Origin of the sequence: Micromonospora sp. HM5-17, from assembly GCF_003762835.1 — a bacterium.
Lineage (GTDB): Bacteria > Actinomycetota > Actinomycetes > Mycobacteriales > Micromonosporaceae > Plantactinospora.
Window position 1 is genome coordinate 201,108 of record NZ_RJWA01000008.1, and the last position, 24,204, is coordinate 225,311.

20 protein-coding genes and 2 pseudogenes are annotated in these 24,204 nt (G+C 73.3%); 18 read left to right on the forward strand and 4 right to left on the reverse strand.

Annotated features, from left to right (window positions below):
• Positions 1-19 precede the first annotated feature (19 nt).
• Both EF879_RS21870 and EF879_RS21875 read right to left on the reverse strand, forming a co-directional pair.
• The gene (locus EF879_RS21870) at positions 20-364 is read right to left on the reverse strand and encodes a TcmI family type II polyketide cyclase (protein ID WP_123561590.1); all 345 of its coding nucleotides are present in this window, start codon (positions 362-364) and stop codon (positions 20-22) included.
• Positions 365-649: 285 nt separating this feature from the next.
• Positions 650-1,480, reverse strand: a complete 831-nt coding sequence (locus EF879_RS21875) for a bacterial transcriptional activator domain-containing protein (RefSeq protein ID WP_123561695.1) — start codon at positions 1,478-1,480, stop codon at positions 650-652.
• Between the two features lie 612 nt (positions 1,481-2,092).
• On the opposite strand from EF879_RS21875, the gene EF879_RS21880 reads away from it, so the two are divergent.
• From EF879_RS21880 to EF879_RS21925, 10 genes and pseudogenes are all read left to right on the forward strand, one after another.
• On the forward strand, positions 2,093-2,437 hold the full coding sequence (locus EF879_RS21880) for a TcmI family type II polyketide cyclase (protein WP_123561592.1): 345 nt from the start codon (positions 2,093-2,095) through the stop codon (positions 2,435-2,437).
• A pseudogene (locus tag EF879_RS21885) lies at positions 2,434-4,299 on the forward strand (acetyl-CoA carboxylase carboxyltransferase subunit alpha); the annotation flags it as partial. The gene EF879_RS21880 and the pseudogene EF879_RS21885, both read left to right, overlap by 4 nt.
• A 113-nt stretch (positions 4,300-4,412) precedes the next feature.
• Positions 4,413-5,057 carry an acetyl-CoA carboxylase biotin carboxyl carrier protein gene (gene accB / locus EF879_RS21890; RefSeq protein ID WP_123561594.1) on the forward strand — a complete coding sequence of 215 codons (645 nt, stop codon included), beginning with the start codon at positions 4,413-4,415 and terminating at the stop codon, positions 5,055-5,057.
• Positions 5,058-5,075: 18 nt separating this feature from the next.
• Positions 5,076-6,479 carry an acetyl/propionyl/methylcrotonyl-CoA carboxylase subunit alpha gene (locus EF879_RS21895; RefSeq protein WP_123561596.1) on the forward strand — a complete coding sequence of 468 codons (1,404 nt, stop codon included), beginning with the start codon at positions 5,076-5,078 and terminating at the stop codon, positions 6,477-6,479.
• The gene (locus tag EF879_RS21900; protein ID WP_233604654.1) at positions 6,476-7,420 is read left to right on the forward strand and encodes an SRPBCC family protein; all 945 of its coding nucleotides are present in this window, start codon (positions 6,476-6,478) and stop codon (positions 7,418-7,420) included. The genes EF879_RS21895 and EF879_RS21900 overlap by 4 nt, the downstream gene beginning before the upstream one ends.
• A pseudogene (locus tag EF879_RS21905) lies at positions 7,413-7,790 on the forward strand (cupin domain-containing protein); the annotation flags it as partial. The gene EF879_RS21900 and the pseudogene EF879_RS21905, both read left to right, overlap by 8 nt.
• 116 nt (positions 7,791-7,906) lie before the next feature.
• Positions 7,907-9,178, forward strand: coding sequence for a beta-ketoacyl synthase (locus EF879_RS21910; RefSeq protein ID WP_123561601.1), 1,272 nt, complete (start codon positions 7,907-7,909; stop codon positions 9,176-9,178).
• Positions 9,175-10,431: a beta-ketoacyl synthase N-terminal-like domain-containing protein gene (locus EF879_RS21915; protein WP_123561603.1), complete on the forward strand. Its 1,257-nt coding sequence runs from the start codon at positions 9,175-9,177 to the stop codon at positions 10,429-10,431. The genes EF879_RS21910 and EF879_RS21915 overlap by 4 nt, the downstream gene beginning before the upstream one ends.
• Before the next feature lie 18 nt (positions 10,432-10,449).
• Complete coding sequence (locus tag EF879_RS21920; RefSeq protein WP_123561605.1) at positions 10,450-10,761, forward strand: antibiotic biosynthesis monooxygenase; 312 nt, start codon at positions 10,450-10,452, stop codon at positions 10,759-10,761.
• Positions 10,762-10,908: 147 nt separating this feature from the next.
• Positions 10,909-11,331: a DUF1622 domain-containing protein gene (locus EF879_RS21925; protein WP_123561607.1), complete on the forward strand. Its 423-nt coding sequence runs from the start codon at positions 10,909-10,911 to the stop codon at positions 11,329-11,331.
• Positions 11,332-11,424: 93 nt separating this feature from the next.
• Here EF879_RS21925 and EF879_RS21930 read toward each other — a convergent pair whose 3' ends face one another.
• Positions 11,425-12,834 (reverse strand): glycosyl hydrolase family 18 protein, encoded by a 1,410-nt coding sequence (locus EF879_RS21930; protein ID WP_123561608.1) that lies wholly within the window; start codon positions 12,832-12,834, stop codon positions 11,425-11,427.
• A gap of 497 nt (positions 12,835-13,331) precedes the next feature.
• Positions 13,332-14,135 carry a zf-HC2 domain-containing protein gene (locus EF879_RS21935; protein WP_199736559.1) on the reverse strand — a complete coding sequence of 268 codons (804 nt, stop codon included), beginning with the start codon at positions 14,133-14,135 and terminating at the stop codon, positions 13,332-13,334.
• 134 nt (positions 14,136-14,269) lie between these two features.
• Between EF879_RS21935 and EF879_RS21940 the strand changes: the two genes are divergently transcribed.
• The 8 genes from EF879_RS21940 (at position 14,270) to EF879_RS21975 (ending at position 24,200) form a co-directional block, all read left to right on the forward strand.
• Positions 14,270-14,851, forward strand: a complete 582-nt coding sequence (locus tag EF879_RS21940; RefSeq protein ID WP_123561612.1) for a sigma-70 family RNA polymerase sigma factor — start codon at positions 14,270-14,272, stop codon at positions 14,849-14,851.
• Between the two features lie 602 nt (positions 14,852-15,453).
• On the forward strand, positions 15,454-16,701 hold the full coding sequence (locus EF879_RS21945) for a cytochrome P450 (protein ID WP_158624238.1): 1,248 nt from the start codon (positions 15,454-15,456) through the stop codon (positions 16,699-16,701).
• A 305-nt stretch (positions 16,702-17,006) separates the two neighbouring features.
• Positions 17,007-17,708, forward strand: a complete 702-nt coding sequence (locus EF879_RS21950) for a helix-turn-helix transcriptional regulator (RefSeq protein ID WP_123561616.1) — start codon at positions 17,007-17,009, stop codon at positions 17,706-17,708.
• 319 nt (positions 17,709-18,027) lie between these two features.
• Positions 18,028-20,520: a nitrate- and nitrite sensing domain-containing protein gene (locus EF879_RS21955; RefSeq protein WP_123561618.1), complete on the forward strand. Its 2,493-nt coding sequence runs from the start codon at positions 18,028-18,030 to the stop codon at positions 20,518-20,520.
• On the forward strand, positions 20,517-20,921 hold the full coding sequence (locus tag EF879_RS21960) for a roadblock/LC7 domain-containing protein (protein ID WP_123561620.1): 405 nt from the start codon (positions 20,517-20,519) through the stop codon (positions 20,919-20,921). The genes EF879_RS21955 and EF879_RS21960 overlap by 4 nt, the downstream gene beginning before the upstream one ends.
• A gap of 89 nt (positions 20,922-21,010) precedes the next feature.
• Entirely contained in the window at positions 21,011-22,207 is a 1,197-nt protein-coding gene (locus tag EF879_RS21965) for an ABC transporter substrate-binding protein (protein ID WP_123561622.1), read from the forward strand.
• Complete coding sequence (locus EF879_RS21970; RefSeq protein WP_123561624.1) at positions 22,204-23,127, forward strand: branched-chain amino acid ABC transporter permease; 924 nt, start codon at positions 22,204-22,206, stop codon at positions 23,125-23,127. The genes EF879_RS21965 and EF879_RS21970 overlap by 4 nt, the downstream gene beginning before the upstream one ends.
• Positions 23,124-24,200, forward strand: a complete 1,077-nt coding sequence (locus EF879_RS21975) for a branched-chain amino acid ABC transporter permease (protein WP_158624240.1) — start codon at positions 23,124-23,126, stop codon at positions 24,198-24,200. Before EF879_RS21970 ends, EF879_RS21975 begins: the two co-directional genes overlap by 4 nt.
• The last annotated feature ends 4 nt before the right edge of the window (positions 24,201-24,204 follow it).

A 24,204-nucleotide genomic window follows, 5' to 3' on the forward strand; every position in this document is an offset into this window, starting at 1 on the left:
CCGACGCCCTCCCGCCGGGTCAGTGGACGGGGCCGGGCGCGGTCGCCGGCCTGTCCCACCGATAGAAGCACCGGGCCATCGCGTCCCGAGGAGATCGCCAGGTCGGCGAGTACGGCGCGAGGTAGGCGCCGAGCCGTTCCTGGACGCTGGCGACGAGCGGGTGGCGGCTGGCCTGGGCGAGCCGGGCCGGGCCGTCGTCCTCGGTCTCCATCAGGTGCAGGCACAGGTCGCCCAGGCAGTAGAGCGAACGGTGACGTACCCCGGTCACGGCGTGCAGGTCCGTCTCGTCCGCCTCGGCGAAGATCTTTTTGATCTCCTCCTCGGTGCCCGGGACGATCTTTCCCACGATCAGCACGCGGTCCATGTCGGCTCTCCCATGCGGTAGGGCGGTCGGCCCGGCCACCATCGCGCCCGCCCCGTCACCGGTCCATTACCAATCGGGGGCGACCGGTTGCGGCGGAATGACGTCGAGGTGACGTCCGGCGGGTCACCCTGGACCAGCCAGCGTGCCCGAGGCCCGGAGCCGTGCCCGGGTCGGGAGCCCGCCGCTGGTCAGCCGTGCCGCCGGACGCGGCCGGCCCGGCGGGACGAACCCCGGAGCCGGCGGGTCCCGGAGCGGGCGTACCCGTTCCGCACCGCCGATTCCGCGTCAGCGTTGCCTCGGTACGGCCGACAGCGCCGATCGGCCACGGTGCGGCGCCGGCCGCGCCGGGTCCGCGGGAGCCGGCCGGACGGCGGGGTGCGGGCCGGGATAGGGGTAGGGCCGTGGCGACCGGGTGATCTTCGGGCGGGGGATCGGGTCGAGGAGGTCGCTGAGCAGGGCGCACATCGCCGGGGACGGCTCCAGTTGCAGTTCGCGCACCAGCAGGTCGCGGTAGACGTAGAACGCCTGCAACGCCTCGTAGGCGTTTCCCTCGGCCAGGTGGGTCTCGACGATCAGCCGGTGCGGCGTCTCCCGCAGCGGTTCCGCCCGGACCGCCTCCAGCGCCGCCTGCAGCGCCTCGCCGTGCCGTCCGGCCCGCAGGTGGCCCCGGGCGACCTCTTCGAGCAGGTGCAGCCGTAGCTGGCGGAGCCGTTCCCGTTCCAGCAGGACCCAGTCGTCGTACCAGCCGGGCAGCAGGTCGTGCCGGCCGGCGGTGAGCACCGCCGCGGCCTGGCGCGGGTCGCCGCCGTCGCGGACCTGCTCCGCCACGCGAACGAGGTCGTCGACGTCCAGCTCGACGGCCGGGTCGAGCCGGACCGTGTCCCCGGTGACCAGGATCGGGCAGTTCCCGTCCTGGCGCAGCCGCCACAGCGCGGTCCGGAGCGAGGACATCGCCCGTTCCTCCGAGGTATCCGGCCAGAGCAGACCCGCCAGGTAGGCACGGGTCGCGCCAGGGCGCAGGCCGACCAGTGCGATGATCCGTTGCAGGCCCCGAGGTACGACGACGGGCGCCCCGTCGTGCAGCAGGGTGAACCCGTCCAGGAGCAGCAACCGGATCGTCCGCGCCGGGCGGGGCGCGGCGGGGCGATGCGGTGGCCGGTGTGCCCGGCCGTGCGGCGCGCTCTCCCGAGAGGTCACGGCCAACCCTCCTGCACCTGGAACCCTCTGCCGGAGTTCCGCTCCGTCGGCCGGATGACGGCCGCCCAGCCGCCCGACCTCTCTGCTGCCGCACTGCGTCCCGTACGGTCGTCCGGCGGTCGGCGCACCCGGCCGGTCGTAACCGCAAAGCGTGACGAACGTTATCAATCACCGTTACGCTCGGTCAACGGCCGGTCAACAATCCGACCCGGTGGAGTGATCCGGAGACAGGCCGGCTGACCTGCACAGAAGCGTGTGCGAAGAGCCTTCGACCGGGCCCCTGGCGCGCCCGACGAGGTGTCCGGATCGCGCATTGTGCCCCGTCGCCGTCACCAGAGCGTCACGAGTTCGGCGACCCGGTGGACCCCGTCGGGTGACGGCCCGGTGACAGCCGGATAGCAGGGTGGTCAGCAGTGTTCGGACGAGGCCGCCGCTGGCGGACCACCCATGGTCAGCCCGCGTCCCGGCGGCCCGGCATCCGGTTGCCCCTCGCCGCGAGGCACGGCACACCGGACCCAGGGAGGCTGCCCCATGGATCGCTCGCTGATCGTCGCCAGGGTCGTCCCGGCCGCGGAACGACAGGTGGCGCGGATCTTCGCCGAGTCGGACCAGACCGAGTTGCCGCACCTGGTCGGGGTTCGTCACCGCTCGCTCTACCGGCTGCACGACCTGTACGTCCACCTGATCGAGACCGATCGGCCGGGCGCCGCCGCCGTGGAGAACGTCCGCCGACACCCGGAGTTCGTCCGGATCAGCGAACGGCTCTCCCCGCACGTCACGCCGTACCTGCCGACGTGGCGGAGCCCGGCGGACGCGATGGCGCGCTGCTTCTACCGCTGGGACGCTCCGGCCGGCTCCGCCGGGAGCGGGCGATGACCCCCGACCGCGACCGGTCGTCGTGGGTTCGGTGCCGCTCCTGCCGGGCGCTGCTCTACCGCCGGCGGCTGCGCCGCAACCTCGACGTCTGCCCCGAGTGCGGTGACCATCGGCGGCTCGACGCGCCGGAGCGGATCCGTCAGCTCGTCGACCCGGGAAGCTTCACCGCGTTGCCCGACCGGGCGGTCGTGGTGGACCCGATCGGCTTCGTCGACTCGGTGCCGTATCCGCGCCGGCTGGCCGAGGCGCGCGCCGAGACGGGCCTAGCCGAGGCGGTGGTCTGCGGTACGGCACGCCTCGGCGGCCACCGCCTCGTCCTCGCCGTGATGGACTTCCGGTTTCTCGGCGGCAGCCTGGGTTCGGTGACCGGCGAGCTGATCACCCGGGCCGCGGAGCGGGCCCTCGCCGACGAGCTGCCACTCCTGCTCGTCACCGCCTCCGGCGGCGCCCGGATGCAGGAGGGCGTGCTGGCCCTGATGCAGATGGCCACGGTCAGCCAGGCGATCGCCGCGTTGCGGGAGGCCGGACTCCTGACCCTCAGCCTGGTCACCGATCCGACCTACGGGGGAGTGGCCGCCTCGTTCGCCACCTGCACGGACATCGTGCTCGCCGAGAGCGGCTCCCGGTTGGGGTTCGCCGGTCCCCGGGTGATCCGACAGACGATCGGGCAGGACCTGCCGGACGGCTTCCAGGGCAGCGACTTCCTGCTGCGGCACGGTCAGGTCGACATGGTCGTGCCGCGGCGGCAGCTGCGACCCCGGCTGCGGTGGCTGCTCTCCGCCGCCGAGTCCGCCCGGTCCGGCGCCGCCGCTGCCCGTACCGCCCCCGCCTCGAGCGATGCCGCCGCTGCCGGCGTCGTCCACCTCGGTACCGCCCCGGTCGGCTCGGCGCCCACCGGTACCGGCACGGTGGGCCGCGCCGGCGTCGCAGGCGGTCGGCCGCCCGCACGCGCTGCCCAGGGAGAGCCGCCGTCCTCGTCCGGTACGGAGGGCGACCGGAGCGCGGCGGAGGCGCAGCTCGGAGACGCCCTCCCCGGGACGCCGCACCGGAGCGTGCCACCGGATCCGGACCCGGCGGGGGACGCCTGGCGGATCGTCCGCTCCGCCCGGCACGCGGGTCGACCGACCACCCTGGACTACCTGGCGACCGCCTTCGACGGCTTCGTCGAACTGCACGGCGACCGCCTCGGGGTGGACTGTCCGGCGATCGTCGCCGGCCTGGCCCGGCTGGGCGACCGGTACGTCGCCGTGGTCGGACACCAGAAGGGGCACGATCCGCGCGAGCAGCAGGCCCGGAACTTCGGGATGGCAACCCCGGCCGGCTACCGCAAGGCGCTGCGGGTGATGCGGCTCGCCGCCGGACTGGGTCTGCCGGTGGTCACCCTGATCGACACCCCCGGGGCGTACCCGGGGGTCGAGGCCGAGCAGCAGGGCCAGGCGGCGGCCATCGCGGAGAGCATCCTCACGATGAGCGGTCTCCGGACCCCCGTCGTCGCCGCCGTGATCGGAGAGGGTGGCAGCGGTGGGGCTCTGGCCCTGGCCGTCGCGGACCGGGTGCTGGTGCTGCGTAACGCGGTCTACTCGGTGATCAGTCCCGAGGGCTGCGCCGCGATCCTCTGGAACGACCGGGCGGCGGCACCCCGGGCCGCCGCGGCACTCCGGCTCACCGCGCCGGACCTGCTGCGGCTCGGCGTCGCCGACGCGATCGTCCCGGAACCGCCCGGGGGAGCGCACCGGGACCGAGCCGGAGCCGCCGCGCTGCTCCGCCAGGCGCTGCTCGACGCCCTGACGCCGCTGCTCGACGTACCCGTCGCCGAGCTGGTCCGCCGTCGACGTCGCCGGTTCCGGCGGTACGGTGCCGCGGCGTCGGTGACCCCCGAGGTGGGGACGAAGGTCGGTGACGATCGACCCGGGGCGACCGCCCGGCCCGGGGTGACGGCGGAGCCGGCCGTCCTGACCGTCGGATCGGGGTCCCGATGAGCGGCCCGACCCCGGACGGACGTCCCCGGCCCACCGCCGTCGCCACTCCGGCGCCGGCCGGCAACGGCCGGTCGGACCCCGTTCCGCCCGCCGCGCGTACCCCGGAGAGCGTGACCTCGGCCGGATCGGCGTCCTGGACCGGGCTCGGGCTCGCCGACGGCTCGGACCTCGCCGAGCTGTGCCGGGAGGCGTCCCGGCTGGTCGCCGAGACGGCCGGGCCATTGCGTCGGCTCCACCTGCGCCGGGGCGACACGGTGCTGGAGATCGAGTGGCACGGCGGCCCGTCCGCCGGGACACCTACCCGCACCGGCATCCCGCCGAGTCCGCCCGAGGTGCCCGCGGACGACGATGCCGGGTCGACGGCCGACCCGGCATCGACCGAGCCCGCCGGGGCCGACGTACGGCACCTGGTGCGGGCACCGATGGTCGGCACGTTCTACCGGGCGCCGGAGCCCGGCGCGGCACCGTTCGTCGAGGCCGGTGACCTGGTCGCCCCCGGTCAGGTGGTCGGGATCGTTGAGGCGATGAAGCTGATGAACGAGGTGGTCGCCGAGCGGGCCGGCCAGGTCTCGGAGGTGCTGGTCCGGGACGGCGAGCCCGTCGAGTTCGACCAGCCGCTGATCGCCCTGCTACCCGCGTGAGTCGAGGACGGTGCGGCAGTGTTCGAGAAGGTCCTGATCGCCAACCGTGGCGAGATCGCGGTTCGGGTCGCCCGGGCCTGCCGGGAGCTGGGGATACGGAGCGTGGCGGTGTACTCCACCGCGGACCGCGACTCCGCGGTGGTACGGCTGGCCGACGAGGCGGTCTGTATCGGCCCGCCCGACAGCCGGCAGAGCTACCTCAACGCGGCCGCCATCGTCGAGGCGGCGCGGAAGACCGGCGCCCAGGCGGTGCATCCCGGCTACGGATTCCTCTCCGAGGACCCCGACTTCGCCGAGATCTGTGCGGAGAACGGGCTGGTCTTCATCGGGCCGCGCCCCGAGGTGATGGCGGCGCTCGGCGACAAGGCCCGGGCGAGGGCACTGCTGGCCGAGGCCGGCCTGCCGCTGCCGCCGGGAAGCATGGCGCCCGTCGGCACGGCTGCCGAGGCCCGCGCGGTTGCCGACGAGATCGGCCACCCCGTGATCATCAAGGGGGTCGCCGGCGGTGGCGGCCGCGGGATGACGCTGGTCCGGTCCGCCGACGACCTTGGACCGGCGTACGAGCGGACCCGGATCGCCGCACAGGCGGCGTTCGGCGACGACCGTGTCTACCTGGAGCGGTACCTCACCCAGGCCCGGCACGTCGAGGTGCAGGTCCTCTGCGACGGCTACGGCAACGGTGTCCACCTCGGCACCCGGGACTGCTCGGTGCAGCGCCGACACCAGAAACTGGTCGAGGAGGGGCCGGCCCCGGCCCTCTCCGCCGCCACTCTGGACGCGCTGGCCGAGACCGCGCTACGCGGGGCGCTGCACGTCGGCTACACCGGTGCCGGAACCTTCGAGTTCCTGGTGGACGAGGCGGAGCGTTTCCACTTCATCGAGATCAACTGTCGGCTCCAGGTCGAGCACCCGGTCACCGAAATGATCAGCGGGGTGGACCTGGTGCACGAGCAGCTGCACATCGCCGGCGGCGTGCCGCTGCGGCTGCGCCAGGAGGACGTACGGCTGCACGGGGTCGCCATCGAGTGCCGGGTCAATGCGGAGGATCCGGCCCGAGGCTTCGTCCCCACCCCGGGTCGGCTGACCCGGTTCGTTCCGCCGACCGGGCCGTTCACCCGGGTCGACACCCACGGCTACCCCGACTACCTGGTGGGCCCCTACTACGACTCGCTGTTGGCCAAGGTCGTGGTCTGGGCGCCGGACCGGGAGCTGGCGCTCAACCGGATGGAACGGGCGCTGCACGAGTTCGAGGTCGCCGGTTGCGGGATATGCACCACCATTCCGTTCGCCCGGCGGGTCCTGGACGACCCGGGGTTCCGCAAGGGGCGGTACACGACCGGCCTGGTCGACCGCCTGCTGGGCGTGCCGGAGGCGACCGGCGACGAGCCCTTCCCGACCAGTCCCGCGAGGAGGACCAGATGACCGTCAGGCACGAGGAACCGGTGGCGAACGGGCCGGAGCCGCGTCGCTCGGGTAACGGCGGGGAACCGCCGCCGGTGACGGCAGCGGAGATCACCGAGATCCTGGTCCGGCACTGTGGCCTGGACGCCGAGGCGGCCGCCGCCGCCCCGACGGCCTCCCTGGAGAAACTCGGGATGGACTCGCTGGCCCTGCTCGAACTTCAGGCCGTGGTCTCGGACCGGTACCGGGCGCAGATTCCGGACGAGGCGATTCGGCTCAGCATCCCGGAGATCGCCGACCTGGTCGCCCACCAGTACGACCCCGACGAGGAACGTCAGGCCGGCGCTCCGTCCCCGACGGACCCGGCCGGTGTGGGGTCCGGGTCGCCGGATCCGGGCGGTGCCGGGTCCGTGGATCGGGATTCCGCCGAGGCGACGGCGGGTCCGCCGGCGCCGCGTTCCGGCACGACCGGCCGGCCCGGTCACACCGAGAACAGTGTCGTGATCGCGGCCCCCCTGGACCTCGTCTGGGACCTGACCAACGACGTCGCGGGCTGGCCCGGGCTCTTCACGGAGTACCAGTCGGTGCAGATCCTCGAGGAGCGCGGCGACACCATCCGGTTCCGGCTGACCATGTATCCGGACGACAACGGTGTGGTGTGGAGCTGGGTCAGCGAACGGACGGCCGATCCGGTTCGCCGAGAGGTGCACGCCCACCGGGTGGAGACCGGGCCGTTCGAGTACATGCGGATCCACTGGCGCTACGCCGAGGTGCCGGGCGGCACCCGGATGACCTGGATCCAGGACTTCGAGATGAAGCCGACCGCGCCGGTGAACACCGCACAGATGACCGACCGGATCAACGCGAACAGCCGAATCCAGCTCGACGTCATCCGCGACCGGGTCGAGCGGATCGCCGCCGAACTCGCCGCCACCGCGCCCGGCGGAGCCGGCGATGAGTGAGCGTGGCCGGCGACTGGTGGCGGCCCGGGACGTACCGCCGGACCGGCGGCGCGGCGCCGAACTGCGGGTCCTGCTCGGCCCGCGTACGGTCGGCAGCACCTCCGGCTTCCTCGGGGTGGCGAACCTCGCCCCCGGCGAGCGGATCGCCGAGCACTACCATCCGTACAGCGAGGAGTTTCTGTACGTCTGCCGGGGCGCCCTCCTCGTCGACCTCGACGACGAACCGGTGCCGGTTCAGGCCGGTGAGGCGCTCTACGTACCGGTGAGGGTCCGGCACCGGCTGCGCAACGTCTCGACGGAGCCGGCCGAGGTGGTGTTCCACCTCGGCCCACTGGCGCCGCGTCCGGAACTCGGTCACGTCGACACCGAGCCGGGGGCGTCCCCGGTGGTAGGGCCCGGCCCGGCCGTGGTCGGGGCGGCGGGCGCACCCGCCGCACGGGAGGCCCCGCCCGGTCCGGCGCCGGCCGGCGCGGCGGAGGGCGTACCGTGAACCGGCGCCGGAGCGTGGTGACCGGGATCGGTGTGGTGGCACCCGGCGGGGTCACCCGGGACGAGTTCTGGGCCACCATCACCGCCGGCCGGACGGCGACCCGGCGCATCACCTTCTTCGACCCGTCGCCGTTCCGCTCCCAGGTCGCCGCCGAGTGTGACTTCGACCCGGTCCGGGCCGGGCTCAGCGTGGCGGAGCGGCAGCGCGCCGACCGGTACGTCCAGTTCGCCCTGGCCGCCTCGGCCGAGGCGCTCACCGACAGCGGCCTGGAGCTGACCGACGCGACGCGGGAGCGGACCGGGGTGGTGCTCGGCTCGGCCGTCGGCGGCACGATGCTGCTCGAGCAGGAGTACGTCCGGGTCAGCGACGCGGGCGCGGAGTGGTTGGTGGATCCGGACCGTGCCGGTCCCTTCCTCTACCAGGCGCTGATGCCGAGCAGCCTCGCCGCCGACGTCGCCTGCCGGTACGGCCTGCACGGCCCGGCCCAGGTCGTCTCCACCGGCTGCACCTCCGGGATCGACGCGATCGGTTACGCCCACCAGCTGATCGAGGACGGGGAGGCGGACGTGGTGTTGGCCGGTGCGTCGGACAGTCCGATCTCGCCGGTCACCGTCGCCTCCTTCGACGCGATCAAGGCGACGACACCGTGCAACGACGATCCGGCCCACGCCTCCCGGCCGTTCGACCGGGACCGCCAGGGTTTCGTCCTCGCCGAGGGCGCCGCGGTGCTCGTCCTCGAGGAGGCGGCGTTCGCCGCCCGGCGGGGGGCGCGGATCTACTGCGAGGTGGCCGTGTACGCCAACCGGAGCAACGGCTACCACATGACCGGGCTCCGCCCGGACGGGGTGGAGATGGCACTGGCCATCCAGGACGCGCTGGCCCAGGCCCGACGCAATCCCGACGAGGTGTCCTACATCAGCGCGCACGGCTCGGGTACCCGGCAGAACGACCGGCACGAGACGGCCGCGTTCAAGCGGGCCCTCGGGTCGGCGGCGTACCGCATACCGATCAGCTCGATCAAGTCGATGGTCGGGCACTCGCTCGGGGCGATCGGCGCGATCGAGATGGCCGCCTGCGCGCTGGCGGTCGCCCACCACGTCGTCCCGCCGACGGCCAACTGGGCCAACCGCGACGAGGAGTGCGACCTGGACTACACCCCGAACGTGGCCCGGGAGGTCAAGGTCGACGTGGCGCTCTCGGTCGGCAGCGGCTTCGGCGGCTTCCAGTCGGCGATGGTCTTCGCCGGATACGGCGGGCCGGACCGGTGACCGGGGCAGGGGGCGCCGGCCCGTCGTCGCGTCGGGCCGTGGTGACCGGGATCGGCGTGGTGGCGCCGAGCGGGATCGGCGCGGAGGCGCACTGGAAGTGCGTCCTCGCCGGGCAGCACCGGATCGGCCGGATCACGCTCTTCGACCCGAGTCGCTATCCGGCGACGCTGGCCGGCGAGGTCGCCGACTTCGACGCGCTGCAGCACGCGGAGAACCGCCTGGTCGTCCAGACCGACCGGTGGACGCACCTCGGCCTCGCCGCGACCCGGCTCGCGCTGGCCGACGCCGGGCTGCCCGAGGTCGCCGACGACCCGTACGGGTACGCGGTGACCCTGGCCAGCTCCTCCGGAGGCAATCTCTTCGGCCAGCGGGAGCTGCAACGGCTCTGGCGCGGCCCGGGACGGACCGTCGGGGCATACCAGTCGATCGCCTGGTTCTACGCGGCCAGCGTCGGCCAGCTCTCCATCCGTCACCAGTTCAAGGGACCGTGCGGGGTGCTCGCCGCGGAGAGCGCCGGCGGGTTGGACAGCCTGGCCCACGCCGTCCGGCTGGTCCGCCGGGGCACCCCGGTGGTGCTGGCCGGCGCCACCGAGTGTCCGCTGAGCCCGTACGCCCTGACCTGTCAGCTGCGCAGCGGTCTGCTCAGCACCTGCGCCGACCCGGAGCGGGCGTACCGGCCGTTCGACGTGGCGGCGAGCGGGTACGTCCCCGCCGAGGGCGGCGCCGTCTTCGTGGTGGAGGAGTGGGAGCACGCCCGCGCCCGGGGCGTCACCGGGTACGCCGAGGTGGCCGGCTGGGGGGCCAGCCACGATGCCCGGCACACCGACGGGTCCGCCGGCGGTGATGTCGGGCAGTACGCCCGGGCCATGGGGCTGGCGCTCGAGCGCGCCGGGGTCGAGCCGTCGGCGGTGGACGTCGTGGTGCCGGACGCGCTCGGCGTGCCGCGCCACGACCGGAGCGAGGCGGAGGCGCTCCGGCGGGTCTTCGGGCCCCAGCCGCCGCCGGTGACGACCCAGAAGGCGCTGACCGGCCGGGCACACCAGGGTGGCGCGGCGCTGGACGTGGCGACCGCGCTGCTCGCGATGCGCTACGGCGTACTACCGCCGTCTGCGGGGCCGGACCGCCCGGCGCCCGGCTGTGACCTGGACTTCGTCCGGGAGTCCGGTCCCCGACGGGTGGCGACCGCCCTGGTCTGCGCCCGTGGGTTCGACGGCTTCAACAGCGCGGTGCTGCTGCGCCGCACCGCCGGGTAGGGGAAGGAGGGCGACGAGATGGCCAAGGCCAGGGTGTTGTTCCTGATGAGGGTGCCGCGCGACCGCACCGAGGATTTTCTGAAGGCGTACGAGCAGATCCGCTACCAGGTCGCCGAGGGGGTGGCGGGGCACCTGGTCGACCAGGTCTGCGAGTCGACCACCGATCCGGAGCAGTGGTTGATCACGAGCGAGTGGGCCTCACTGGCCCACTTCGAGGCGTGGGAGCGTAGCCCGGCGCATCGGGAACTGGTGGCGCCGATGCGAGCCTGCATGACCGAGGCGAGGTCCATCCGGTTCGTCGTCCGCGAGGAGACGTCGGCGCGCCGGTGAGGCCCGGCCCCGGGTCGCGGTCCCGGTCCGGCGCGGACCTCCCCACCGTACGGGGAGGTGGCTCCGGCCCTCCGCCCCGTCCTCCGGCGGTTACCCGCGCCCGTCTCGGGTAACGGCGACTCGGAGGATTCGGCGGCGGAGGCGGGGATGGAGTTCGAGTCCGCGGTCCGGACGGTCGGTACGGTTCTCGACGCCGTCGGGGTGGCGATCATCCTGGTGGGCGCGCTCGCCGGCACCGGCCTGTTCGTCCGGGGGGTGCTGCGCGGCCAGCCGTTCGGCGACACCTACCGCCGGTACCGCCAGGGACTCGGCCGGGCGATCCTGCTTGGCCTGGAGTTTGTCGTCGCCGGCGACATCATTCGGAGCGTCGCCATCTCGCCCACCTTCCAGAGCGTCGGCGTCCTGGCGGTGATCGTCCTGGTCCGGACCTTCCTCAGCTTCTCGCTGGAGGTCGAGTTGCGGGGCCGCTGGCCATGGCAGGACCGCGCACCGCGTCCGGCTCGGCGGTCGGCGGGGGAGACCGACGGCGACCCGCCGGGCGGCGCCGACACCGGTGCCGCCGACCGGTAGAGCGGCACGGGTTCCCGTCCGGGAGCGGACAGGGGCGGGCGGCCGGACCCCCGCTGGTGGGAAAGGGATCCGACCACCCGCCGTCCGGGACGGTCAGGGAAGCCGCCAGACCTGGTTCGCGCCGCCGAAGCAGTCCCAGATCTGGAGCCGGGTGCCGTCGGCGGAACTGTTGTCGGTGGCGTCGAGGCACTTGTTCGACTGTGGGTTGCGCAGCACGCCGTTGCTCTGGGGTTGCCACACCTGGGCGCCGGTGCCGTTGCAGTCGTAGAGCTGCACCTTGGCGCCGTTGGCGGTCGCGCCCGCGGTGACGTCGGCGCACTTGCCCAGGGCCCGCAGCGTGCCGTCGCTGCCGATCGTCCACTGCTGGGCGTTGGTGCCGTTGCAGGTCCAGAGCTGGATCGGCGTCCCGTTGGCGGTGGAGGCGCCGGCGACGTCGACGCACTTGCCGCCGATTCCGGTGATCTGGCCGGTACGGCCCGGCGGGTTCGTACCGCCACCCATCACGGTGTCGTAGATGGCGCTCACCAGCGAGGTGGCGTCGGTGCGGTCCTGGGACAGCTCCCAGTTCATCATTCCGCCGGCGTTGGCCAGGGCCCACTGCGTCTTCCGCTTCACGGTCGGGATGCCGTTGTAACACTGCTGGGCACCGCCGACGGTGACGCAGTCGCGGTTGGCGTTGGCCGGGTCCATGCCGACGAGCGCGGAGTAGGTGTAGTAGCCGGGCCGGCTGTAGAACGGCACGCCCAGGACGGCCTTGCTGGCCGGGAGGCCCCGGGCCTTCCAGCCGTTCACGCTGTTGATCGACCAGTCGTAGTTGGCGTGCGGGCTACCGCCGTCGTACGCCATGATGTTGAGCCAGTCGACGTAGCCGAAGACGGCGGGTTGGATCCCCTCGACGTACCAGCCCTCGGAGACCACCGCGGCGGTCAGCAGCTTGCCACGGGGCCGCAGGGCTCCGCTGAGCTGCTGCATCAGCGCGGTGTAGTTGGCGGCCGAGGCGCCCGGGTCGGGGTACTCCCAGTCCATGTCGACGCCGTCGAGGTTGTACTGCTCGACGAAGCCGACCACGCTGTTGACGAACGTGGTCCGGCTCGAGGCGTTCGCGGCGAGGGCCTCGAAGGCCGAGTCGTCGCCGTTGTTCCAGCCACCGATCGCGATCGACACCTTCACGTTGTTGCGGTGCGCCAGCGACACCAGAGCGGAGAGCTTGCCGGGGTTCTCGATGGGGCGCAGTGTCCCGTTCGCGTTGGGGAGCGCGAAGGCGTAGTTGATGTGGGTGAGCTTGCCGTACTGGATGGTGTTGACGTCGCCGGACCAGGACGGCAGGTACCCGACGCTCTTGAAGTTGTTCGGCAGCACGACGGCCGCCGCCGGGGACTGCGGTCCGAGCGCGGCGGCGGTGCCGGCGACGGCCGTCGCCAGGGCGAGCCCGCCGGCCGTGAGGACGGACCGGAGGCGTCGACGTGGCGGGTACGACCGGTGCGGGCTTGCGGTGGGTGACATCGCGGGTCCCTTCTGCGGAAGGTGGCACCTCGGCGCACGCCGCTCCGCCCTCGGACGTGGCCGGGGAGTCCCGAGGGTCCCTCGTGTCCGTCGGGGGTGCGAGGGTGACATCGACGTGGCTGAGTGGCAGAAAGATTAGGAAAGTTAACTAAGGAAGTCAATCATTCCAGTTTGGTTACCGAGTGACCCGCGCCGGGCCTGGCCCGCGCCGGCCAGGCCGGGACGGGCAGCACTGCCGGCGCCGCACGCCGACGCCGAGCCGGGACGGGGGCGAAGGCGGCGGGCACGGGCAGACCGGTTGACCCGGATCTCGGTCCGCGTGGCGTGGCATCGCCGTGCGGGCCGCGTCGCTGACGCGGCCGTGCGCACCGGCGGCTGGGTCGAGGGAGAGCGCCAGCGGCCCCATCGTGTGGGCGGCGTCGCTGACGCGGCGCGCCGCCGTCTGGCCGGCTCGGTGCGCCGTCCGGACGGGTGGTCGCCGGGGTGCCGAGGCCCGGTCAGGCCGCCCGTCGCGGGTCGCGGACCCGGACCGGGGCGGACCCGCGGTCGGCCTCGACCGTGACGGAGCCGGAACCGAGCCGCGCGGTCGGGGCGGAACCCGGCAGCAGGCGAAGCCGGGGCGGGTCGGGCTGGTCGTCCTCCTCGAACCTGACCCGCCAGCCGGCGCGGCCCCGCAGCCCCGGGGGCTCGCCGGGGTCGTGCCGCCGGCGCGACAGTCCGAGGATGAGCAGGTAACCGGCCAGGATGAACCCGTGGCTGAGGAGTCGGCCGGGGTCGACCCGTCCCGCGATCAGATCGTTGGCGGAGAGCAGGGTGAGGACGGCGACGAACGCGGTGAGGGTCGGCAGCAGCCCCTGCGGGCGGGTTCGGCGTAGCGCGATCCAGGCGAAGCCGGCGCCGAGCGCGACGTTCCACGCGGCCGACTCGTGCCAGAGGTGGTTCGGGCCGCCGCCGAGCACGACCTCCAGCCCGTGCGGGTGGCCGGCGTCCCCGATCCCGGCGATCTGAGCCGCACCAAGCAGGAACTGGGCGACCCCGACGACACCGAGGGCGCCCCAGAGTGTCCGGCCGGACCGGGTGTTACGGGGACCGGGTGCGGCGTCGAGGAGTCTCGCGTCGATCTCGGGCGGTGGCGGGACCAGACTGGTCCGGGCCAGCCGGTTGAGCGCCGCCGCGCTCTCGAGCCAGGCCCGGCACTCCGCGCAGTCGGCCAGGTGGCGATCCGTCGCCGCCCGATCCTCGGGCGTCTCCTCGCCGTCCAGTCGCGCCGACAGTGCCTCTCGATACCGTTCGCACCCCACACCGTCATAGTCGGACCAGCGGCGGGCCTGGTTCCCGCCGGGGGTAGCGGAGCTCCTTCCGTCCCGGGTAGGGGCGGTCTTTCCCATGCCGGGCGGGGGTACTCGTCGGCGGGCGGCCCCGGTAGCGTGAAGGCATGCCTTCCCCCGGCGTCGACGGCGACGAGATCACACGCTGGGCACTTGCCGCCAGGGCCGGAGACCGCGCGGCGGCGGCGGCCTTCATCCGGGCCACCCAGCACGACGTCCACCGGTTCGTCTCCCACCTGGTCGGCCCGGGTGAGGCGGAGGACCTGACCCAGGAGACGTACCTGCGGGCGATGCGCGCGCTGCCCCGCTTCGCCGGCCGCTCGAAGGCGCTGACCTGGCTGTTGGCGATCGCCCGGCGGACCTGCGCCGACCACGTCCGGCTCGCCATGCGCCGGCCCCGGGTGGCGGCGCTGCCGGACTGGCAGCTCGCGGCCGACGCCGAACAGGCCCGGGACGCCGTCGGCTTCGCCGGCGCGGTCGAGCTGGTCCGGCTGCTGGAGGACCTCCCTCAGGACCGGCGTGAGGCGTTCGTCGCCACCCAGGTGGCCGGCCTGAGCTACGCCGAGGCGGCCGAGGTCTGCGACTGCCCGGTCGGCACCATCCGGTCCCGGGTGGCCCGGGCCCGGGAGGATCTCGTGGCGGCGATGCGTGCCGACCAGCCCGGCCGGCACCTCCGGTCGACCAGCTGACCGCCGCGGCCTCGAGGCCGCGGCGTCCACCGGTGGTCGGGCCCTGACCATGTGAGCTCTCCCGTCTGCCGCCGGTCGTACCGCCATCGGACCTGGGCGACGGGACCGCGCCGGCGGGTGGTGCCGACCACAATGGGGCGGGCTTCCTTTCCGCCATAAAGCGGTACGGATCGTCGCCGGGGATTCGGCCGACGGCGGCGGACATTTCTGGGGCGGATACGGACGATTAGCGTGCGTGCCCCGGATGGGATTTCGATCCGGCCCGTCGGCCTCGGTGGAGGGTTGGGTGTGCCGTAACGGTCGGCTCTGGTGGCGGGCCCGGAGCCGACCCCGGCCGCGCGCCGTGAGCAGGGCGCAGGTGCAGGATGCAAGGCGCCCTCGCCGCCATGGTCGGGGTCCGGGTGTGCGTCCGCATATGCGGGGTACGGAGTGCGTCAGACCACTGCGGTAACGAATGTCTTGACTTCCCATCCTGGGCGAGCGCATCGTGGGAATCCCTGATGTTGCGGGGTTTTCGACGGTCGACACATTCCCCGGCGGCCGGGACATTGCCGGCGAGTGTGTGCGCCAACCGCGCCCGCGGCGTCGGCCAGGAGGCGATTATGGAACTTCGCCCGTTTACTGGTACCTATCTCACCGACCCGGCCGCCGTCTGGCATGACCTGCTGCGTCGCGATCCGGGCGTGCACTACGCCGAGGATCTTGGAATGTGGCTGATCAGCCGACACGAGCACGTGCGTGAGGCCTTCGCCGATCCGGAGAGCTTCGGTAACGCGCTGACGCTGGCGCCGGTCTACGAGATGTGCCCGGAGGCGCTCGAGGTGCTGGCGCGGCTCGACGTGCCGCCGACCACCGCGGCGGCCGACGCGCCGGTCCACACCCGGACCCGGCGGGCGTTGCGGGCGGCCTTCGCCGCCACGGCCGGCCGGGTCGAGGCCTGGTACGGGCCGATCGTGCGCCGCCGCGTCGAGCAGCTGGTCTCCGGGTTGGCTCGGCGGCGCGGTGAGGTGGTCGATCTCGTGCCCGAGTTCACCGCCATCCTGCCCCTGCTCGTGGTGGTGGACATCCTCGGCGTACCCGAGCGGGACGTGTCGCGGATCCGCGGCTGGGCGGACGGCCAGATCGCCCTCGTCTGGGGCCACCCCGAGCCAGCGGAACAGGTCAGGCTCGCCCGGGGGCTGTTGGAGTTCTGGCACTACTGTCAGGATCTCGTCGCACGTCGGAACGCCGAGGGATCCGGCGGGGACGACTTCGTCAGCCGGGCGCTGCGCCACCGGGACGGCCGCGACGACGTCCTCACCCTGACCGAGGTCGCCAGCATGGCGTTCAACCTGCTCGTCGCGGGGCACGAGACCACCGCCGGGCTGCTCGCCCACGCGCTGGACCAGGCGCTGTCCGTACCGGAGCGCTGGCGGTGGCTCGCCGCCGTACCGGAACGCCTGCCGGGCTTCATCGAGGAGGTGCTGCGGTACGGCCCGGCGATCGACGGCTGGCTGCGGGTGACCCGCCGGCCGGTGACGATCGGCGGCGTCGCCATCCCGGCCGGGGCGCGGTGCCTCCTGCTGATCGGCGCCGCGAACCGCGACCCCGCCGTCTTCACCGAACCGGACCGGTTCGATCCGGCCCGGCCCGCGCTGCGAGATCATCTTTCCTTCGGTCACGGGCCACATTTCTGCATCGGGGCCGCGTTGGCCCGGCTGGAGGCGGACATCGCCCTGAGGCGACTCGCCGAGGCAATTCCGGGGCTGCGGCTGGCGGATGGGCACGTCACCGCGTACAAGCCCAATCTCGCGTTCCGCGCGCACCGGATGCTGCCGGCGGTCGTCGACGCTGACGTCCGGGCGGTCTGAGCCGTCCGGGCGTCCCGGCCGGTGGGGCACGATCACGAATCGCCTCGCGCCGTGCCTGCCGGTCGCGCCCCGAGCCGGGCACCGGCGGCGGCAGAGATCCATTCTCGGAGTCAAGTAGCCCGGCGTAGGAGGTTTTTCACTTGCCGTCAACGATGAGTGGTGCGCACGTCTTCACAGAGCGTGGCTCGGACCGTAAGAATTGGCCCCGGCAAATGTTGGATCATGATCTTCAGTTAGCTGACCCGTGATCCTCGAATTGATCAAATCGCTGACGTGATCGAATCGCCGACGCGCGAAGGTGAGTAATGGATGCTGCGTCCTCCGCGGGTACCGCGGATTTGACGGCCGCCCGACTGTTTCAACGGGAACTGCGCCGCTGGCGTACCCGTCGGGGACTGACCCAACGCGCCCTCGCCGACCGGGTCCGGTTCAGCCGGGAGACCGTGGCGGCGGTCGAGGCGGGCCGTCGCTACGGCAGTCAGGAACTGGCCATCCGGTGCGACCAGGTGCTCGGCACCGGCGGACGGCTCGCCGAGCTGTGGCCGAGGGTGGCGGAGGAGCAGCTGGCCGCCGATGGCCGGCGGGGCCCCCGCCCGGCCGGCGCCGAGCGCCTTCGCGCGCCCGGTTCGGCGGCGGATCCGGAGGCGCGGGAGCGGCGCGCCGTGGTCGAGGCGATCGACGAGCTACGCGAGTTGATCGACCAGATGCTGCGGGTGCACTTCCCCGCCGCGGAGGAGCGGCCACTCGTGGCCGGGTCCGAGCAGCGGGCACCGACCGCGGAGCGGGCGCTCCCCTCCGCGCCGAGCCCGCCGCCCGCCGCCCACCGCCCGGCGCGGCTGCCCTGTCCGGCCGAGCCCGGCGCGGGGCGGGAGTCCCGAGTCGACCGTCCGGGACGGACGGTGGCGGCCGCCGAGTCGTCCGCCGACCGACGGACGCGCGCCGTGGCCGCGTGGCCGGCGGTGGAGTCCCGGCGGGGCCGGACCGGCGCGACGCGGTGGCAGCGCTGAGCCGTAAACCGACCACCGTGCCGTCCGGGCGTGCGGACCCCGGTCACGACCGATGGCCGGGGCGGTTCCGGCACCAAGGACGTGATGGACGACGGTGACGGTGGGTTCGAGCCCAGGTACAGATAGTGGTACGACCTGTTTGTACCACCGGGAACCCTGGTCATCCGTCACCGCCGTCCGGCGAAATGGGATTTGCTTACTGCAACATGCAGATCTCCTCAATGACGAGCCGCGGGAGTCAAGCTTGGCCTCGACCACCAGATCCCACGCGGCCCGGCTCCAGTCCGTACGTCGACGCGGCTGGAAGATCGCCTCACGGATGCGCATCATCGTGGCCGCTCCGTTGGTGGCGGTCGTCGGGTTCGCCGGTTTGGCGCTCGCCGACAGCGTCCGGCAGGCGGCCCGGGCGAGCGACCTGGGTCTCCTTGCCGAACTCGGTGCGGAGGCGGGCCGACTGGCCTACCAGCTCCAGCGTGAGCGCGCCGCCGCGGCCGACCTGCTGACCTCGGCCAGCCCACGACAGCAGGACACCTACATCCGGCAGGCGGCCGAGACAGACGTCGTCGTCGCCCGCTACCACCGGCAGCGCGCACGGATCTCGGAGGTCTCCTCGGCCCCCGCGGCCGTGTTGAGCCGGGTGGACAAGGCGCTGGCCGGTCTCTCGCCACTGCGGACCCAGGTGCGGACGGCGGCGCACGCCGCCGTCTCGGCCACCACCTTCAGCTACCGGATCATCATCGCCGACCTGCTCGCCTACCGTGAGGCGATCGCCCAGGGCGTGGCGTCGGCCGAACTCGCGGACGGCATCCGCGCCGCGGCCGCGCTGTCCAAGACCGCCGAGGCGCTCGGCCAGCAGCAGGTCGCCGTCCTACGGGCGATCGCAGCCGGGCAACTGACCCCGGCGATGCAGCAGGACATCACGGCGGCGCGGACCGGCTTCACCGAGGCGAGTCTCTCCTTCCTCGCCCTGGCCCGGACCGAGTGGGACATCTGGTGGGAACGGGCGGGCAGCGGCAAGGAGGCGCTGGCGCTGCAGCGCCTCCAGGACGAGGTCTCGCGGGCCGAGATCGGCGCCCCGCTCGACGTCGACATCACCGCCTGGATCGCCGCGACGCAGAGTTGGTCGGCCCGCCTCTTCGACGTCCAGCAGCGGGTGGACGACGCGGTGCTCGCCGACGTCGACGCGGCCCGGGTCGAGCAGCGGTGGCGGGCCGTCGTCGAGGCGGCGGCGATGGCGGTGGCGCTGCTGCTGACCGTCCTGGTGACCTGGGCGGTCGCCCGGCAGATCACCCGCCGGTTGCGCCGGCTGCGGGACGCGGCGCACGCCGTCGCCTTCACCGAGCTGCCGGCGATGGTCGCGGAGCTGCGGAACATCGCCAGCAGCGGCATTCACCCCGAGGCGCTGGCCCGCCAGTACGCGTCCCCGCTGGAGACCTCCAGCGACGACGAGATCGGCGAGGTCGGCCAGGCCTTCACCGCGGTGCACCAGGCGGCCGTCCGTACCGCCGCCGAACAGGCGGTGATGCGGGCGAACATGGCGGACATCTTCGTACACCTGAGTCGGCGCGAACAGCGCCTCGTCGACGCCGTGCTCGCCCAGGTGGACCGGGTCGAGCAGGACGAGACCGACCCGGAACGGCTGCAGCAGCTCTACAAACTGGACAGCCTGGCGACCCGGATGGGCCGGATCAACGCCAGCCTCCTGGTGCTCGGCGGCGTCGGCGTCGGCCGGGTCCGGCACGAGGACGTGCCGATGCAGAAGGTCGTCCAGGCAGCCCTCTCACAGATCGAGCACTACACCCGGGTCCGGCTCGGGGTGGTCGACCCGGACGTGGCGGTCGCCGCCGACAAGGTGGACGAGGTGGTGCACCTGCTCGCTGAGCTGATGGACAACGCCACCGCGTACTCGCCACCGGAGACCGACGCCTGGGTGACGGCGCGCAGTCTCGGGGACCGGGTGATCGTGCAGATCAGCGACGAGGGCGTGGGCCTGTCGCCGAAACGACTGGCCCAGCTCAACGAGGTGCTGTCCCGACCGCCGGCGACCGACGTGGCGGCGGTCCGGGCGATGGGCCTGGTGGTGGTTGGGCAGCTCGCCGCCCGGCTCGGCATAACCGTCGAACTGCGCCCCGGGCCCCGGCTCGGCACGATCGCCGAGGTCTCTCTGCCGGCGGCGCTGATCCGGCCCGCGCCGCCCGAGCCCCGGCTGCTGGCACCGGGCCGGCTCGCCGCCGTACCCGACACGCGGGGGCGGGACGTTCCCACCCCGACCTACCCGTACCCGCCGGTACCGGAGGCACCGGCCCGCAGACCGCCGGCCGAGCGGGCGCTGCCGGCCGGGTCGGTCTTCCGACCGGCGGCCCGGTCCACCGACCGAGGTGACGACGCGACCCAGGAACTCGTCATCTTCCAGCAGGTCAACCACTGGTTCCAGACCGACCGGGGCTCCTCGCCGGCGGTGGCGGTGACCACCGCGAACCGAGCGGCGCCCGGGGAGGGAGCGAGCCGGGCGGATGGCCGCGCTGGCTGGGGCTGGCAGACCCGGGCGGACGAGGGATGGCGGGCCGCGAGCGGGCTCGCCAACCCCGAGATCACCGCCACCACCCCCTCCGGGCTACCGATCCGCCAACCGCAGCGGCACCTCGTGCCGGGCGGCGTGGCGCCCGTACCCCGGCAGTCCCAGGGCGCCGACCGCCGCGACCCGGCGGAGGTCGCCAACGCGATGTCCGCGTACGCCCGCGGTGTGGCCGCCCGCCGTCCCCGGCTGGTGAACTCCGCCGCGACAAGCGACTCGACAGGGAGTACCACGTGACCAACCAACGCGACCTGGGCTGGATGCTGGACAGCTTCGTCGAACGGGCCCCGGAGGTCAGCCACGCCATCGCCATCTCCGCGGACGGCCTGATGGTGGCGTCCACCCGGAACCTTCCGCCGGACCGGGCCGACCAGCTCGCCGCCACCGGCAGCGGCCTGGTCAGTCTGCTCCGCGGCGCCGCCGGCTTCTTCGAGGCGGGTGCGGTGATCTCCAACGTCACCCAGCTCGAGGGCGGCTTCATGTTCTCGATGGCCTTCAACGACGGTGCCTCGTTACTGGTCCTCGCGGCGCCGAACTGCGACGTCGGCAAGGTCTCGTACGAGATGACCGAACTGGCGAACCGGATCGGCGACGTGTTGACCCCGGTCGCCCGGTCCGCGCTCCCCCACGGCCGGTGAACCAGGGCGTCCGATCGCCGCCGGCCCAGCCCGGTCCCGCCACCCCCGACTCCCCAGCATCCTCTCTCACCCCCTCTTATGGAGACGCCATGCCTTCTTCTACCGGGACCAGCCGTCGCCGGGCACTCGCCGGCGCCGTGCTCGCCCTCGGGTTGACCCTGGCCGCCACCGGCTGCAACAGCGGCGCCGCCGGCGACACACCAGGGACGATAAAGATCGGACTTCTCGCCTCACTCTCCGGCACCTACGAGGCCGTCGGTACGGAGATCCGGGACGGGTTCGAGCTCTACCTGCGGATGCACGACAACAAACTCGGCGGCCACAAGGTCGAGCTGATCGTCGCCGACGAGGGGAACGGCGCGCCCACCGCCGTACCCGCGGCGACAAAGCTGATCAAGCAGGACCGGGTGGATGTGCTGACCGGCATCGTCGGTGGCGGTTCGGTGGCCGCCGTCTATCCGCTGCTCACCGAGGCGAAGATTCCGTTCGTCGGCTCGAACGGCCGGCCCGAGCTCAAGGACGTCTCCCGCATCTGGACCACCTCCTACCTCTCCGACGAGCCCGGCGCGGCCATCGCGGAGTACGTACGGGACAACGTCAAGGGCGAGGTCTTCGCGATCGGCCCCGACTACCAGGGCGGTTGGGACGAACTACGCGGCTTCACCGAGACCTTTACCAAGATCGGCGGCAAGCTCGCCAACCCGGACGGCAAGACGCTCTGGACCCCGTTCCCGCAGACCACCAACTTCACCCCCTACTTCGCCCAGATCAAGGCGTCCGGCGCCGAGGCGGTCTACACGTTCTACGCCGGCAGCGCCGCGGTCGACTTCGTCAAGCAGTACGCCCAGTCCGAGATCCGGGACCTGCCGCTCTACGCCGCCGGCTTCCTGACCGAGGGCAGCGTGCTGGCCGCCCAGGGCGAGGCGGCGAAGAACATCTTCTCGGTGCTGAACTACTCGCCCGACCTGGACAACGCGGAGAACAGGTCCTTCGTCGCCGCGTGGAAGGAGACCCACGACGGTTTGCCGACCACCTACGCGATGGCCTCGTACGACGCGGCGGCGGTGCTGGACAAGGCGATCGCGGCGGCGGGGAAGGACCCCACACCGGAGGAGATCAACAACGCGATCGCCGGGTTGGGCCAGATCGACAGTCCACGGGGGACCTGGCAGTTCTCCCCGACGACCCACTCGCCGGTGCAGAAGTGGTACCTGCGGCAGGTCCGCCAGGACGGCCGGGCGCTCTCCAACACGGTCGTCGGTGATCTGGCGACCGTGGGCGGATGACCGGCCACGCGGCGCCGCTGACCGACTCGGTCGACCCGTACCTGATCCCGGCCCTGGATGGTGTCGCCTACGGGTTGCTGCTCTTCGTCGCGGCGTCCGGACTGGTGCTCTGCTTCGGGGTGGCGAACATCCTCAACCTGGCGCACGGCACCCTCTACGCGATCGGCGCGTACACCGTGGCGGCGCTGACCGACGGCGGTTGGGGCACCCTGGCATTGGCGCTGGTCGTCGGGGTCGCCGTCGGGGCCGGCGCGGGTGGTCTGCTCGCCGGGCTGCTCGCCCCGGTCGCCCGGCGGGACCACCTCACCCAGGCGCTGCTGACCTTCGGCGTCGCGCTGGCCGGTGGTGCGGTGCTGGTTGCCGTCTTCGGCCCGGACAACCTGCCGGTGCGGATCCCGCCGTCCCTGGAGGGGACCGTGGAGGTGGCCGGCCACCGGTACGCCGCGTACCGGCTGGTCTTCATCGGCGTCGCCGCGCTGATCGCGGCGGTGCTCGCGCTGGTGGTGGCCCGGACCCGGGTCGGCATGCTGGTGCGGGCCACCGTCGACGACGCCGACATGGTCGCCTGCCTCGGGGTGAACCCCGCCCGGATCCGGCTCGGGGTTCTCGCGGTCGCCGGCGGGCTGGCCGGGGCGGCGGGAGTGCTCGGCGCGCCGATCATCGGTCCGGCGCCGACCACCGCCGACACCGTGCTGCTGCTCTCGCTCGTGGTGGTGGTGCTCGGCGGTCTCGGCTCCGTCCGCGGCACGCTGCTGGCGGCCCTGGCGGTCGGCGAGATCCAGACCCTGGGCGTCGCGCTCGCGCCGGCGGTCGCGCCGTTCCTGCTCTTCGCCGCGATGGCGGTGGTGCTCGCGGTCCGGGCCCGGGGGCTGCGGGCACGGTGGCCGCGGCTTCGGCCTCGCTGGGGAGGTGCGGCGTGACCCCGACCCTGGGACGTCGGCTCGGCCAAGCCGGGACCGTCGGCGCCCTCGCCGTCGCGGTGGCGGCGCCATGGCTCACCGATCCGTACACCACCTCGCTGCTGGCCCGTACCCTCGTGCTCGGTCTGGTCGGGGTGAGTGTCGCCCTGCTCACCGGCATCGCGGGGCTGCCGACACTCGGTCAGACCGGGCCGTACGCCGCCGGCGCGTACGCCGGTGCCGTCGTCGGACTGCACGTCTCCCCGGTCGGGGTGGTGCAGGTGCTGGTCGGCGCGGCGGCAGGCGCGCTCTTCGGCGCCCTCACCGTGCCGCTGGTGGTCTACGCCCGGGGTGTCGTCGTCCTGATGATCACCCTTGCCATCGGTGAGCTGACCGTGACCGCCGCCAGTCGGTGGCGGTCGGTGACCGGAGGGACGGACGGCCTCGCCGGGATGCCGGCGGTCCAGCCCGTCTGGGGTATGGGTGTGCTGGACAGCGACCGGGCACGCTACCTCTACATCCTGATCGTCGTCGCGGTGGTGGTGGCGGTCGTGCTGACCGTGCTGCGTACCCCGGCCGGACTGCTGCTGCGGGCCAGCCGGGACGACGAGGCACGGATGCGGGCCAGCGGGCACCGGGTCACGGGCTATTTCGCGGTGGCGTTCGTGGCCGCCGGGGCGCTGGCCGGGATCGCGGGGTCCCTGCTGGTCACCGCCCAGCAGTACGTCTCCCCGGCCGACTTCGGGTTCGAGGTCTCCGCCCTGCTCCTGCTCGGTGTGGTGATCGGCGGTGCGACCTCGGTCGGCGGCGCGATCGCCGGTACCGCGCTGGTGCTCGCGGTCCGGGACTGGTTCGCCGGCCTGCTGCCCGGTCAGGCCCCGCTGCTGCTCGGCGGGCTGTTCGTGGTGACCGCATACCTCTTCCCCCGGGGCGTGGCAGGCTTCTCCGCCGGGGTCGCCACCCTGCTCCGGACCCGTACGCGCCGGGGCACGGCGCGACCGGACCCGGGCGGTCCCGGTGAGGGTCCCGTGCCGGCCCTCGCCGCGCCGGTCCGCGGCGGACGCGCCCACCGGGGACCGGGGGCGGGGACGTGACCGG